This is a genomic window from Shewanella sp. BJSY2023SW005 (assembly GCF_047314585.1).
Lineage (GTDB): Bacteria > Pseudomonadota > Gammaproteobacteria > Enterobacterales > Shewanellaceae > Shewanella > Shewanella algae.
In genome coordinates this window covers 86,128-100,062 of record NZ_JBKORJ010000053.1, presented here as the reverse complement: position 1 = coordinate 100,062, position 13,935 = coordinate 86,128, and the positions used below count along the sequence as shown (strand labels likewise).

Annotated in this window: 15 protein-coding genes; 10 read left to right on the top strand and 5 right to left on the bottom strand. The window is 53.2% G+C overall.

Annotation, left to right across the window (positions count from 1 at the left end):
* The first annotated feature begins 9 nt into the window (after positions 1–9).
* From ACMHXI_RS16270 to ACMHXI_RS16250, 5 genes are all read left to right on the top strand, one after another.
* Positions 10–3,567: an ABC transporter permease/M1 family aminopeptidase gene (locus tag ACMHXI_RS16270; RefSeq protein WP_221060834.1), complete on the top strand. Its 3,558-nt coding sequence runs from the start codon at positions 10–12 to the stop codon at positions 3,565–3,567.
* Between the two features lie 268 nt (positions 3,568–3,835).
* Complete coding sequence (locus ACMHXI_RS16265; protein WP_025009827.1) at positions 3,836–4,141, top strand: hypothetical protein; 306 nt, start codon at positions 3,836–3,838, stop codon at positions 4,139–4,141.
* Positions 4,142–4,373: 232 nt separating this feature from the next.
* On the top strand, positions 4,374–6,095 hold the full coding sequence (locus ACMHXI_RS16260) for a phospho-sugar mutase (protein ID WP_208135615.1): 1,722 nt from the start codon (positions 4,374–4,376) through the stop codon (positions 6,093–6,095).
* 233 nt (positions 6,096–6,328) lie between these two features.
* The gene (locus ACMHXI_RS16255; RefSeq protein ID WP_025009828.1) at positions 6,329–6,712 is read left to right on the top strand and encodes a VOC family protein; all 384 of its coding nucleotides are present in this window, start codon (positions 6,329–6,331) and stop codon (positions 6,710–6,712) included.
* 228 nt (positions 6,713–6,940) lie between these two features.
* Positions 6,941–7,648: a helix-turn-helix transcriptional regulator gene (locus ACMHXI_RS16250; protein WP_145838840.1), complete on the top strand. Its 708-nt coding sequence runs from the start codon at positions 6,941–6,943 to the stop codon at positions 7,646–7,648.
* 71 nt (positions 7,649–7,719) lie between these two features.
* Here ACMHXI_RS16250 and ACMHXI_RS16245 read toward each other — a convergent pair whose 3' ends face one another.
* The 5 genes from ACMHXI_RS16245 to ACMHXI_RS16225 form a co-directional block, all read right to left on the bottom strand.
* Complete coding sequence (locus ACMHXI_RS16245) at positions 7,720–8,127, bottom strand: hypothetical protein (RefSeq protein ID WP_413735492.1); 408 nt, start codon at positions 8,125–8,127, stop codon at positions 7,720–7,722.
* A gap of 22 nt (positions 8,128–8,149) precedes the next feature.
* Positions 8,150–8,617, bottom strand: a complete 468-nt coding sequence (locus tag ACMHXI_RS16240) for a hypothetical protein (protein ID WP_413735490.1) — start codon at positions 8,615–8,617, stop codon at positions 8,150–8,152.
* Between the two features lie 28 nt (positions 8,618–8,645).
* Positions 8,646–9,191: a GNAT family N-acetyltransferase gene (locus ACMHXI_RS16235; RefSeq protein ID WP_413735488.1), complete on the bottom strand. Its 546-nt coding sequence runs from the start codon at positions 9,189–9,191 to the stop codon at positions 8,646–8,648.
* Between the two features lie 11 nt (positions 9,192–9,202).
* A complete protein-coding gene (locus ACMHXI_RS16230; protein WP_025009831.1) occupies positions 9,203–9,508 on the bottom strand; it encodes an NIPSNAP family protein in 306 nt (101 codons plus the stop codon).
* 215 nt (positions 9,509–9,723) lie between these two features.
* Positions 9,724–10,233 carry a diguanylate cyclase domain-containing protein gene (locus ACMHXI_RS16225; protein ID WP_025011241.1) on the bottom strand — a complete coding sequence of 170 codons (510 nt, stop codon included), beginning with the start codon at positions 10,231–10,233 and terminating at the stop codon, positions 9,724–9,726.
* A gap of 79 nt (positions 10,234–10,312) precedes the next feature.
* On the opposite strand from ACMHXI_RS16225, the gene ACMHXI_RS16220 reads away from it, so the two are divergent.
* The 5 genes from ACMHXI_RS16220 (at position 10,313) to ACMHXI_RS16200 (ending at position 13,887) form a co-directional block, all read left to right on the top strand.
* Entirely contained in the window at positions 10,313–12,148 is a 1,836-nt protein-coding gene (locus ACMHXI_RS16220) for a DUF885 domain-containing protein (RefSeq protein WP_144133737.1), read from the top strand.
* A gap of 195 nt (positions 12,149–12,343) precedes the next feature.
* Positions 12,344–12,622, top strand: coding sequence for a peptidylprolyl isomerase (locus tag ACMHXI_RS16215; protein WP_025011243.1), 279 nt, complete (start codon positions 12,344–12,346; stop codon positions 12,620–12,622).
* A gap of 19 nt (positions 12,623–12,641) precedes the next feature.
* The gene (locus ACMHXI_RS16210; protein WP_025887157.1) at positions 12,642–13,175 is read left to right on the top strand and encodes a GNAT family N-acetyltransferase; all 534 of its coding nucleotides are present in this window, start codon (positions 12,642–12,644) and stop codon (positions 13,173–13,175) included.
* A gap of 87 nt (positions 13,176–13,262) precedes the next feature.
* Positions 13,263–13,484, top strand: a complete 222-nt coding sequence (locus ACMHXI_RS16205) for an RNA-binding S4 domain-containing protein (RefSeq protein WP_037475159.1) — start codon at positions 13,263–13,265, stop codon at positions 13,482–13,484.
* Between the two features lie 16 nt (positions 13,485–13,500).
* Positions 13,501–13,887: a ribonuclease E inhibitor RraB gene (locus ACMHXI_RS16200; RefSeq protein WP_025011246.1), complete on the top strand. Its 387-nt coding sequence runs from the start codon at positions 13,501–13,503 to the stop codon at positions 13,885–13,887.
* Positions 13,888–13,935 lie beyond the last annotated feature (48 nt).

Below are 13,935 nucleotides of genomic sequence, written 5' to 3'. Positions count from 1 at the left end.
GAACTGCCCATGTTTTTTTCCATGTTACGCTTTGAATGGCGCTACTATCTGCGGCAGCCATCTTTTTATGTTGTTTCTTTGCTGTTGTTTTTAATCAGCTTTCTATCCGTTGTATCCAACAATGTGCAGATAGGTGGTGGCGGTGAGGTGCTGAAGAACAGCCCCTTCAGCATTGCCCAGACCCTGCTGATCATGAGCTTTATCTCCATGTTTGCCGTGGTCAACTTTGTCGGTAGTACAGCGGTGCGCAACCAGCAGCACGGGATGGAGGAACTGATCTATTCCAAACCGCTGACTCCGCTGGCCTATCAGTTGGGGCGTTTTTTTGGCAGTTATCTGGTGGTCATGGCGGTGTTTTCCATGGTGCCGCTGGCGATGTGGCTCGGCTCATTTATGCCTTGGGTCGATGCCAGCCGTTTCGGTGAAAATCGGCTCAGCTATTATCTGCTGCCCTTGCTGCTGTTGGCCGCGCCGAGCCTGCTGCTGATATCGGCGCTGTTTTATGCCATGGCCAGCCGTTTTCGCTCCATGATGGGTTTGTATCTGACAGCCGTAGCACTGCTTATCATCTACAACCTCACCGGCGAACTGGCCAGCCAGCCCCAGTTTCGCACGCTGGCGGCCATGTTGGATCCCTTTGCACTGCGCACCTTTGCCGACGTTACCCGTTACTGGACCATAGCCGAGAAAAACACCCAGTTGGTGGAGCTGACCGGTGTTATGTTCAGCAACCGCGCCATGTGGCTTTCTCTGGCGGTCATCTTGCTGCTTGTCGCCAAGGTCTGGCGCCAACCAACACTTACTCGCAAGAAGGACAAACGCGCCGGCAAGCAGTCTGCAACCCCGGCATTGCAGCCCTTGCAGCAACTGAGCCGCGCAAGCTCGCCATCGACTTCGGCACAGTTCAAGGCCCGAGTCGGCTTTGAAATCCGCCAGGTGCTCTACACAGCACCATTTGTGATTTTGGGACTGCTCACCGTCTTTAACCTGGTCGGGCCCATGTTCGGTGATTTTGGTTGGTATGGTACCTCCAACTGGCCGCTGACCCAGGACATGGTCGATAATATTGCCGGGGCCACCGGCTTGCTGATGGTGATAGTACTCATCTACTACAGCGCCGAGATTGTCTGGCGTGAGCGCAACTCCGGAATGGGGGACATAGTCGACAGTCTGCCGGTGCCGAATCTGGTGTTCTGGACCTCCAAGCTGGTGGCTGTGGTGTTGGTGATGGCGCTGCTGTACCTGTTGGCGACCCTGACCACAATTACTTTCCAACTGATCAAGGGGCAGTACAATCTCGAACTGGCTCAATACGCCATCAGGTTGGGCTTCTACTATCTGTTGCCACTGCTGATGTCGGCGGTTCTGGCGTTCTTCTTTCAGGTGCTCAGCCCGAACAAGTATGCCGGTATGGGGCTGTTTGTCGCCTACTACCTGACGACCTTTGTGATGGCCAGTTGGGGATTCGGCCATTCGCTGTACAACTTCGGTGCTTCCCCTTATCTGGCCTATTCGGATATGAATGGTTACGGCTGGGGACTCTTGAGCCACAGCCTGTATATGCTCTATTGGGGCGGTTTCTCACTGCTGCTGTTTGTGCTGGGTTATGGCCTCTATCACAGGGGGCCGAAACAGTCTCTGAAACACAGGTTTGCCCTGCTGGGCGGTCAGCTGGGGGCCAAGGGACGCTTGCTGGCGGCCTTTGGGGTACTGCTGTTTGTTGCCAGCGGCAGCTATCTCTTCTACCAGACCAAGGTGGTCAATCATTACTATACCAATGATGAGGAAACCGACCTGCGCGCCGACTATGAGAAGAAATTCAAGCAGTATGCGTCTTTGCCCGTGCTGACCACCACTGCGGTCAAGGCCGACATTGATATCTATCCCGAGTCACGGCGAATCGAGGCCGATATCAAGCTTGATTGGGTCAACAAACAGGACAAGCCGATAAGCAAATTGCTGGTCAGTTTACCGTCCCACACCCGCGCGGAAGATCTCAGCATCACCTTGCCGGGGGCGACTCTGGGCGAGTTTGACGATAAATTCAATGTCAGTTGGCTGGTGTTTGACAAGCCGTTGCCGCCGGGGGAGAAAATCAGTGGCCGCATTCAGTTGATTCGGGAAACCCAAGGGGTTGAAGAGTCCAACTTCGATCTGTCCGTGGTCGAAAACGGCACCTTTATCAATAATATCGAGCTGCTGCCTCAGTTTGGGTATCAGGAAGGCTATGAACTCAGCGATCGCCATGAGCGTGAGAAACGTGGTCTTGAAGACAAACCAAGAGCCAATAAGCTGGAAGACACGCGCTTTTATCGGCAGAATTTCTTTGGTGTAGACGGCGACTTTATCGACTTTGAAGCCACGGTTTCCACCTCGGGCCAGCAGATGGCACTGGTGCCCGGATACCTGCAGCGGCAATGGCGTGAAAATGGTCGCAACTTCTTCCATTACAAGATGGACAGCCCCATGGTGAACTTCTATTCGATCCTCTCCGGACGTTTCGAAGTGGACCGGCAGAAGTACAAGGGCATAGTGATCGAGGTGTACTATCATTCGGCCCACTATTGGAACGTGGAGCGAATGATAGAGTCGGTGAAAGACTCTATCGACTATTACACCCAGGCTTTTGGTCCCTATCAACACAAGCAACTGCGCATAGTAGAGTTTCCCGGTTATCGCTCCTTTGCCCAGAGTTTTGCCAACACTGTGCCTTACTCTGAGCGTATCGGCTTTATCACCGACCTGCGCAACTCGGACAATATTGACCCCGTCTATTATGTGACGGCCCACGAAGTGGCACACCAGTGGTGGGGGCATCAGGTTGGCGCTGCCGATGTACAGGGCAGTGCGGTTATCTCCGAGAGCCTGTCGCAATACTCGGCGCTGATGGTGATGGAGCACAAGTATGGCCCGCAGATGCTGCGCCGATTCCTCAAGTATGAGCTTGACCGCTACCTGCGAGGTCGCTCATCGGAAAGCAAGGGCGAGCAACCGCTACTGCGCAGTGAAGGGCAGGGCTATATCCATTATCAGAAGGGCTCGGTGATCATGATGGGGATCCGTGACCGCCTGGGTGAAGAACGGCTCAATGCCAATTTGAAGGCATTTCTTGAGCGCTACAAGTTCCGCGGCGATCCTTTCCCGACCACTCTGGACCTGCTCAGCTATCTGAAGCGGGATACGGACGGCGCCGAGGCGCGTTTCATTGAGGACTCCTTCTCTGAAATCAGCCTCTATGACCTGCGTCTGACCGAGGCCAAGGTAACCGAAACGCCGGAAGGCCAGTTTAAAGTCAGTCTGGATATCTATGCCCAACGCCGGGTCGCTTCAGAGAAGGGCGCTGAGCAGGAAGTACCGCTGGACGAGTGGATTGATATAGGCGCCTTCAAGGTTAACCCGGACAAGCTCAAACAGGATGAGCAGGTGTTGTCGCTGCACAAATATCGGCTCAAGAGCGGAGAGAATCATCTCGAACTGGTGCTGAGCGAAAAGCCTGCCTATGTCGGGGTCGATCCCTTCATCAAGCTGGTGGACCGGGACTCGGAAGACAATATTTTCAAGCTCTGATCCTTTAACGGCCTACTTGGCTATTTGACAAAACGCCCCGCAAACCTGATTGCGGGGCGTTTTTACATTTATGAACTCAGCGACTGTCTCAGGCGGGTTGCCATTCATCACCCCGGCACTCCGGGCTCGACTATAGTTTATGGATATGGCCAGTCGATTACCGCCTAACCTGACTCGCCATAGAATCACTATGCTATCGCCAATCCGGCTGGTACTCGAACGGCTGACAGCGCTTTGAGTGACTCAAACTTCTATAAGGAATGGGATTATGTCTATGGTCAGTGCCAAAGAGTTTGCCGACTGGCTTTACAAGCGTTTCGAGCAGGTAGAGCACGGGGTCAGCATGAGCCGTGAGGATATCAACCAGCTTACCGGCAGGCAGAATTTCTCCATGGTGTTTGTCCATGATATCCACTATGAATTGATGCAGCACGGCATGGCATTTGTGACAGATACCTCCCGGGAACAGTTCTTCCTGGTGCGTGTTTGTCCCATGCCCTGGCGGCAACAACTGGAGCAGCAATTTGACAAGGAGATCTTCAATAACGTTATCTCCATCAATATGTCCCGCTGAAATAGTTGCACCTATCTGTTTGTAAGTCACAGGTGTTATAAAAGCCGGGAGCCCGCTCTACAAGAGTTCTCATTGCCGCTGCATACTAGCCATACTGATGGCAAAGGGCTGACTTAAGTAGGAGGGGCTGCTTTAAAGTCCGAACAAAATCATAAAATTAATGCAAATTCACTTGTCGCGGACCTGAGTTTTTCTTACTTTGGAATGAAACTGATTGTCAAAGAGGCCACCTATGAATACTCATCTGGAGCTGCAACTGAAACATTGGCTGGACATAGATCCCGACCCTAAAACCCGGGATGAGCTGTTGAGTCTTAAAGCCGAAGGTAATGAAACTGAATTGGCCGCCCGCTTTGCCGGCCGTTTGGCCTTCGGCACCGCCGGTCTCAGGGGCGTGGTCGGCGCCGGTCCAATGCGGATGAACCGTTTGGTTATCCGCCAAACCACAGCGGGCCTGGGGCAGTATCTGCTCGCCCAGGTTAAAGATGCCGCCAGCCGCGGTGTGGTGATAGGTTTCGATGGCCGTCATGATTCACGTACCTTCGCCCATGATGCCGCCAGCGTGTTGACCGCCATGGGGATTAAGGTGCGACTCACCGCCAAAGTGGCCGCCACGCCGCTGGTAGCCTTTGGGGTGAAACACTTTGAAGCTGCCGCCGGTATCGTAGTGACCGCCAGCCATAACCCGCCGCAATACAATGGCTACAAGGTCTATTGGGGTAATGGCGCGCAGATCATTCCGCCACATGACTCAGGTATTGCTGCCTGCATAGATAAGGCTGCCAACGAAGAGCTGCCTTGGCTGGAGCAGAGTGAAGCCACCAAGCAGGGTAAACTCATTTGGCTGCAGGATGATTTCTATCAGGACTATCGCCGCGGCGTGTTCCATGCCGATGTGTTGCAGCACAAAACGGCGCCCGAAAGGGTGAGCCTGGCCTATACCGCCATGCATGGTGTTGGCGCAGAAATGGCCAAGACAGTGCTCAAGGATGCCGGTTTTACTCAGGTTTATTCTGTCGCAGCCCAGGAAAAACCGGACGGTGACTTCCCAACGGTTAAGTTCCCCAACCCGGAAGAGAAGGGCGCCATGGATCTGGTGATCGCCGAGGCCAAGCAGCATCAGGCGTTGCTGGCCTGTGCCAACGATCCTGATGCCGACAGGCTGGCGGTAGCAGTGCGCCGTGATGATGGCGAGTACCAAATGCTCACCGGCGATCAGGTGGGGGCCTTGCTGGGCCACTATCTGTTGTCCAAGGCGCCGGCCAATCAGCGTTTACTGGGAACCACCATAGTCTCTTCAACCTTGCTCTCCAAAATCGCCAAGGCCAAGGGCGGTGAGTTTTATACCACGCTCACGGGTTTCAAATGGCTCACCAATGTTGGTATGCAGCGCCAGAGCGACAGCAATAAATTCCTGTTCGCCTATGAAGAGGCGCTGGGCTACACAGTGGGCAGCATGGTGTGGGATAAGGACGGCCTGTCGGCGCTGGTGGCTTTTGCCCAGCTGACTGCCGAGCTGGCGGCGCAGGACAAAACCATCTGGGACAGACTGGAACAACTCTATCGCGACTATGGTTTACACCTTAATACTCAGGTGAGCATAGCGCTCAAGCCGGGGACGCCGGATATCGGAGCCCATCTGCGGGCCAATCCCCCCGAGTCCATTGCGGGCATGGCGGTATTGGTGACCGAGGATCTCAAATCGGCCGAGCGGCGTTACGCCGATGGGCGGCGGGAGATCATCGAATTACCGGCCAGTGATGTGCTGACCTTCCACCTTGAAGGCGGTGCCCGGGTGATAGTGCGACCCTCGGGAACCGAGCCCAAGATCAAGTGTTATTACGAGGTGGTTGAGCCTATGCAGGCAAGCGACAGCCTGGCAGATGCCGAAAGCCGGGCCAGAGCCGCGCTGGATGCCTTCGTCAGCGGCCATCAGGCGTCACTGCCCAAGTAACCTACTGCCCGGAAAACTGCTGAGAAGATAGATAAAGGCCCGCACTACGGGCCTTTTGTCGTTTTGATCTGCTTATATTCCCATGCAAATTTTATTGGTGTTTTCGCTCAGGCTACTGACAACAGGTTGTCAGCAGCACCCGTGCATACTTGTTTTCGTCCTGAGAGCCAAGCTTGTCAGGACGGCGGAGGATGGTCCTCCTGCCACAACTGAATCAACATGGAGATGTGAAAATGTCAGCAGAAATCCCTTTGGTCTGGAGTGAGATCCCGGTTGCCGATATGGCTCGCGCCAAGCGTTTTTATCAAGAGGTGCTGGGGCTGCACTGCAGCGAAGACCCTATGCCTGAGTGTGAGTATGTTAGCGTCAGCCGCACCAGTGGTGATACCGCTTGCTTTGGGCTGATTAAACACCCGCAGATGGCCCCTTCAATGACGGCATCCGTGGTTTACCTCCACCTGGGTGACAAGCTGGGTACCACCATAGGTCAGCTGGAAGCACAAGGTGTGCAAATCCTCTTGCCACCTATGCCCATCAAGGAAGGTGAATGCGGCTATTGTGCCCAAATAGCCGATTCCGAAGGCAACCGACTTGGCTTGTGGGCCATGCAGCTGTAAGCTCAGCGCTGTTATCTTTATCGGGACCGACGCAATGTCGGTCTTTGCTTGAATGAATACCATAGCGCATAGGCGTTTACTCAGCCGGCAAGAATGAAGGGGTGGCAGGCAAGTAGGGCAACGCATGGTGTATTGGGATAAATCGACATTGGTCTGCGCTGTAAGCCTGGTGTTTCAAGCCAAACTTTGGAATTCAAATCAAACAGCTATAAGGAATGGTATTAAGTCATGCGCCGCGCCGACCGTTTGTTTCAGATAGTGCAGATCCTGCGCCACCGCCGTTTGACCACTGCGGCCGTATTGGCCGAGCGCCTGGAAGTCTCTGTCAGAACCATCTATCGGGATATTCAGGATCTCTGTCTCAGTGGTATCCCCATCGAAGGGGAGGCCGGGCTTGGCTATCTGCTGCGTCAGGAGGTGAGTGTCCCACCGCTGATGTTCAATGAGGCCGAACTGGAAGCGATTCAACTGGGGATCCGCATGGTGCAGACCTGGGGCGGCAATGAGCTGGGCAAGGCGGCCAAACAGGCGCTTATCAAGGTCGAAGCCGTGGTGCCTGAGCGTTTGCGGGCGCTGCAGAGTTTGATGTTCTCACCGGACTTCTATCTGGATCAGCAAGAGTTTGTTTATCTTGACCCACTGCGTATCGCCGCCAGGCTGCGCCACTTTGTGCTGCTCGACTATCAGGATGTAAAAGGCTGCGCCAGTCAGCGCAAAATAAGGCCGCTGGCTATCTACTTTTGGCGAGGCACCTGGACCTTGTTGGCCTGGTGTGAACTGAGAGACGACTTTCGCTCCTTTCGGGTCGACCGTATCGTTAATCTGTCACAGTTGCCGGAGCGTTTCCCCATTACCCCGGGCCAGGAGATGGAGGACTTTGTCCGCCGTATGGAGGATGACTATCAAAGACAGGAGCAAAGCCAGGGTGAAAGCTGATCTTACTGACGCTTGATGGACAGGGCGCTGGCGTGAAAAGCCAACTTTGAACATTCAAAATGTCAGTTCCCCTAAGACATTATTCCTTGCTCCTGCAACAAGTAAGCTATCAAATCTTTCAGGTAATCAAAGCTTTCAAAGGTTTCCCGTAAGTCGAAAAAATTCACTACCCGGTATTCGGCACTGGGGAGATGAAACACTATGCTGTCCAGGTTGCCTTCATGGCCCAGCTGTAAAAAGTCATCCTGCTCCAGGCTGCAGTGCAATAGTTCGTCGATTGAGTTAAGGATGACATTGTTAATTTGGATGCCATTGGCATACCTGAGCAAATCCAGATAGTCGCGGGGCAGTGAATCTGGTGGAATAGACTCCCAGACATTAAGCAACTGATCGATTTGCGCCTCTGTTGCCGGTGGATTGCAGTATAAATCGTCTTGGTACTTCTTCAGCATCCTCAGCGTATCAAGCAAACTATCCAAACTATCGAGTCCTTTTATTGTTTCACTCTAATGCATTCTGTTTCAGCAACTTAACTGTGCCAGCGGCATAACAGCCGCCTATTAGTAAAGAGATTGCCGATGTCAGCAGCATAAAGCTCATCTGGCCGGCCAGCTCTGTGAGGTAAGGGGAGTTACCCAAGAGCACCAGCGGGATCCCAAGCAGCCCCCTGGCAAGGAAGATACCGCTTATCAGCACCAATGCGGTTTTCAATAAGGGCAGGGGCCTGATTACACCGGCGCCGGAAAAGCCAAAGGCCGAGAAGCCGGCGAGTATCAGGGCGATGGCTGCGGTTACCATTGCCGGATATGTGGAGCCGTTTTCGCTCATTTGCGCCATAGCTTCACCGGCGCCAAACAGCCGATACCATTCTGCGCCGCCTGGGATAATTGCCAGATGCAGCAGTGCTGCGATGGCGGTCAAGGTAGCGGCGAGTTTCAATATTGGGCTCTTGCTACTGCTTTTGCTCATCCTTTAGCCGCCTGATGCAGAGCCGTGGTCAGTCGCTGACCAGTCGCCCATAGAGCGCCGAATCAGAAATAACACCATTGATTTGCCAGCGCTGGCGCAGCAAACCTTCCCGGATGAAGCCGAGTTTATCCAGAGCCTTGGCCGATGCATTGTTGCCGGGATCTATCTCGGCCTCTATGCGTCTGAGTTTAAGCGTGTTGAAGCCATAGTCGATAAGGGCTTCGCCGGCCTCTTGAATATAACCTTTGCCCCAGGCGGCTTTGCCCAGGCCAAAACCTATCTCGGCCCGTTTGGAGCCGCTGTCATAGCTGAACAACATGCATTTCCCCAGCAGCTCACAGGTATTCCGCTGGAATATGCCAAGGGTGATGCCCTCTTGCCTGGTCATGCCCTGCTTGGCGGCAGAGATAAAATCCAGCGCGTCGCTGCTATGGGTCCAGGGAGCGGTATTCCAGTATTTCATCACTTCGGGATCGGAAAATATCGCCAGCAGGGCATCGGCATCCAGCACTTGCAGCGGCCGCAGCCTGAGTCTCGAAGTCTCGAGTGTCGGGGCAAACAAGCTTGAAGACATCTTCGTTCTCCTTAACCGAGCACTGGCCGAAAGAAGCTGCGCTCATAACTTTCAATGCAGTCGGTTTGTTCGGCAAATACCAGCGCCGCCTGACATTCAGGGTCGTCTTTGGCTCGATTGCGATAGCTTTCGTATTCCGCCAGGCTCGGGAAGGTGAACAGAGCCAGGGCGATATTGCTGGCACCCTCGCTCGGCAGAAAATAACCATTATGGGTGCCGCCGAACTTTTCCACCAAGGGGATCCACATTTTGGCGTAGCGTTCAAATTCGGCCAGTTGCTTGGGTTTGATGACGTATTTGATATAGCAGGTGATCACAGTTTTCGAGTCCTTTGATTTTGGGGGAAGTGCTTGGGATTAACCGCCCGGCCAATTCCTTGAAGCCGGCCTTCTATGCCGGATGCTGAGTCGGCTGAATCGCGTCTACTTTTGTCAGCCGGGTGTTAAAAGGAGTGCTAGAGACTAACCCAGGCTTTGCTTGTTAAGCAAGTGGGTGACTTGGGAGCAACAGAGTAGCTTTTATTGTCTGAGTGTCAATGAACTTCCTTGACCCTTGAAAGGGCGCTGTCCTGCTCTTCCAACTGATGGCTCAAGGTTTCGACGTCAATAAACAGGGTTTCGGGTTTCAATTCTTTGTTGGGTAAGCAAATACAGGCCGCCAGACGATAATCCAGCCGAAGATGATGAAATTTGCTGTACTCTTCGCTGAAGGCCTTGAGCTTTTCATTAATCCGCTCAATCACTTTCTCTGTCCCCATTTTATCGACGTTGAACAGACCAAGGGCGAACAGGTGGTGGTTCATGCGCCCCAGTAGATCTGTATTGCGCAGCAAGGCTTCCTGCACCTGTTTGGCAAAGAATTCCAGCAGGTGAGGTTGGTTAACTGTTTCATGTATGTGAGGGCAAAGATACAATAGCGCCAGACTCTGGTGATCTCGCAGATGGCGATACCATTCACGGTGAAAGACTTCCATAAAATAGGTCCGGTTATAGACCCCGGTTTCCGGATCCCTGAAACCCGAGTTACTGAAGGAATAAATCATGGGTTGGCTCCGAGCTAGTGACTGCTACAAGTATAGTTAACCAATCCATCTACTGAGTTGTGACAGGAGAATAACGACAATGAAAAAAGGGTTTTTGCTGTGCTCTATTATTTTGGCGTTGAGCGCTTGCTCCAAAGAGGAGAGCACTTTAGTGACTCAGCCACAGGCGGAGCAACAGCCCGCTGCGGCAAAGGCACAAACGGCAGAGCAGGCTTATCTCGCCATGGTGGATCAGTTCTTCAAGGACTACCTCAAGCTTGAGCCCATCTATGCCACCTTTGTTGGGGTCAACGATTATAACGATACTTTCGGTGGCGACCTCTCCGAGGCTTACCTCAAACAGCGCCATGAACTCAATAGCCGCTACGCCGCCCAGGCCAAGACCATAGATAGACAAGCCTTGCCCGAACAGTTGCAACTCAGTTACGACATGTTTGTCTATGACAGGGACATGGCGTTGGTGGATGAAACCTTCCCCAGCCGTTTTATGCCGATAAGCCAGTTTTACAGCACAGTGATTACCATGGTGCAGCTTGGCAGCGGTGAGAGTGCCCAGCCTTTCAATACCCCGCAGGATTACGCCAACTGGCAGCAGAGGGTGAAAGGTTTTGTCAAATGGACTGAGCTGGCGAAACAGCGTATGGATGAGGGCATTGCCAGCAAGGTTGTGCTGCCACGGGTATTGGTCGAGCGGCTTATCCCTCAGTTGCAGGCGCAGTTGGTGGACACACCTCAAGACAGTATCTTCTACGCCCCGGTGACCAAGATGCCCGAGAGCTTCAATGCCGCCGAGCGTGCCTTGATTGAGCAGGAATATCAACAGATGATCAGCCAAGAGTTGCTGCCGGCTATCGCCTCACTCAAGCAATATTTTGAGCAAACCTATCTGCCAGCCTCGCGGGCCACTGACGGTTGGTGGGCGCTGCCTAACGGTAAAGTCTGGTATCAACATCTGGCCAATGCCCATACCACAACCACTATGGCGGTGGACGATATTCATCAAATCGGCCTCAAGGAAGTGGCACGGATCCTCGATGAGATGGACAAGGTGCGCCAGCAAGTGGGTTTTGAAGGTGATCTCAAGGCCTTCTTTGCTTCACTGTCATCCGAGCCAGAGTACTTCTTCAGTGACAAGCAGGGCTTAATTGACGGCTATATGGTGCTTAAGGACAAGATCAATGCCGTACTGCCCGGTTACTTCAATGTGATGCCCAAGGCCGACTATGTGGTGAAGCCGGTTGAAAGCTTCCGTGAAAAATCGGCCGCCGGAGCCTCCTATGAAGCACCGGCCGTCGATGGCAGTCGTCCAGGGGTGTTTTACATCAACACCTATAACCTGAAAGCTCAGCCCAAGTGGGGCATGACCACTTTGTCATTGCATGAAGCGGCGCCGGGTCACCACTTCCAAATAGCCATCAAGCAAGAGCTGCAGGGCGTGCCTGAGTTCCAGCGTTTCAGCGGTTACACCGCCTTTGAAGAGGGCTGGGCCCTCTATGCCGAATATCTTGGAATAGAGATGGGTTTGTTTGAAGACCCGTACCAGTATTTCGGCAAGCTCTCGGATGAAATGCTACGGGCGATGCGTCTGGTGGTGGATACCGGCCTGCATGCCAAGGGCTGGAGCCGCGAACAGGCGATTCAGTATATGAAAGACAACTCTCCGCTGGCAGAAAGCGACATTATCGCCGAGGTGGAGCGCTATATGGCAATTCCTGGTCAGGCACTGTCTTATAAAGTCGGTCAACTGAAGATCCTGGAGCTTAGAGCCCGGGCCGAGAAAGCCCTGGGGAACGACTTCGATCTCAAGGCCTTCCACGATCAAATTCTCACCACGGGTTCCTTACCCATGGCGGTGATGGAAGCCAAGATAGATCTCTGGATAGAAAAACAGCTGAAGCAGAAAGCATCAGCCTGAGACCAGACTTAAGTCGAGTCTTTGATAAGCAAACTAAAAACGCCGCCATCAGACGGCGTTTTTCATTTTCAACTCAAGGCTTGCCATTATTGTTGTGTCAGTTAACTTCTGACACAGAATGATATTATACTGGCTGGGTTTGTTCGGTGAACCACCGAAAAAGGCCACTTGGCCAAGATTACTGAGGAGCAAATTATGGTGCAGGCAACAGCAAGACATCTACTGGTAAAGACCGAAGAGGAATGTGCCAGCTTGAAGCAACAGATTATCGATGGCGCCGATTTTGCCGAGTTGGCCCGTAAACATTCCGCCTGCCCTTCAGGAGCCCAAGGCGGTGAGCTGGGCTCTTTCGGCCCGGGTATGATGGTGCGTGAGTTTGATGAAGTGGTGTTCAGCGCGCCGCTTAATGAAGTACAGGGGCCGGTCAAAACCGCTTTTGGTTTTCACCTGCTTGAAGTTACCAGTCGCGATTAAGCTGTAAGAGTTTAAGCAAGTGATAGAAATCTATACCGATAGACTCAGGCTCAGGACTCTGACGGCGCAAGATTGGCCGGCGTTTCTGGCGCTGCATTGCGATCCTGAGGTGGGCCGCTTTGTACGTGAGCCGGAGCCGCAGGAGCAGATTAAAGCCAAGTTTGAGCAGCGAAGCCAGCCTTGGCGTTACGAGTCCGGGGATTGGCTGACGCTGGTGATTGAAGAACTGGGCAGCGACTGCTTTGTTGGCTTGACCGGCTTTTACTGTGTCGATCCTGAGCTGGCGCAGGCCGAGGTAGGTTACCTGTTGCATCCGGATATGCAGGGGAAGGGCTATGCCACAGAGTCGCTGCGCGGGGTAATAGATTGGGGCTGTTTGAGCTTCAATATTCACAAGTTCATCGGTCACTGCGCCAATGACAATCTGGCTTCGGCCAAGGTCATGGAGAAATGTGGCTTCGAGCTTGAGGGAATATTGCGGCACAACTTCCGTATCGGCGATCTTTGGGTGGATGACAGAGCCTATGGCCTGCTCAGCGATGAGCGTCGTTGACTTCTCTCCCCCAAGCGGATGCTTGCTGCTATAATCCGCCCCAAATCGAGTCAATTCCAGCAAGGCAAGGTCACAGTGACACAGAAAATGAGCGAATTCACCCTCAATAGCGGCGATGAGTATATTGAGCTTTATAAGGTGCTGAAGGCAGAAGGCATGACCAGTGCCGGCGCCGAGGCCAAGCATGTGATTGCCGAAGGGCTGGTGCTGGTCAATAACGAGGTTGAAACCCGCAAGCGCAAGAAACTGCTGCCGGGCGATCTGGTCAGCTTCAACGGCGAAACGGTTAAAATAGTGGCGGCGCAATAGGCGCAAGGGGAACAGAATGCAATTTCCAGATGATGACAACGGCAAGATGCTGCAGGCAATGCAAGAGTCGGGTATCGACTTGAGCAAGCCTTTGGATGTGGACTTTTTCCTGGTGTTTGATGATCAGCGCGACGCTGAATCGGCATTGGAAGACCTGAGTCAATCCGAGCAGGCAGGCGAAGTTGAGCTGCAGTTCAACGAAGAGATTGAAAAGTGGGAGCTGATTGTCTGCATCAATATGGTGCCCGAGTATCAGGCTTTGGTGGCGCGCGAAACTGAGCTGAACAGCTTTGCCGCCGAGTTTGACGGCATGACAGATGGTTGGGGCGTGATGCAGCATCAGGACGGCGATGACGAGTTTGCCGATGATGACCACGAGTGTGATGAGCACTGCCACCACTGAAGATAAGTGAATTTTTCCTGAGCCACCCAAATTTGGGTGGCTTTTTAT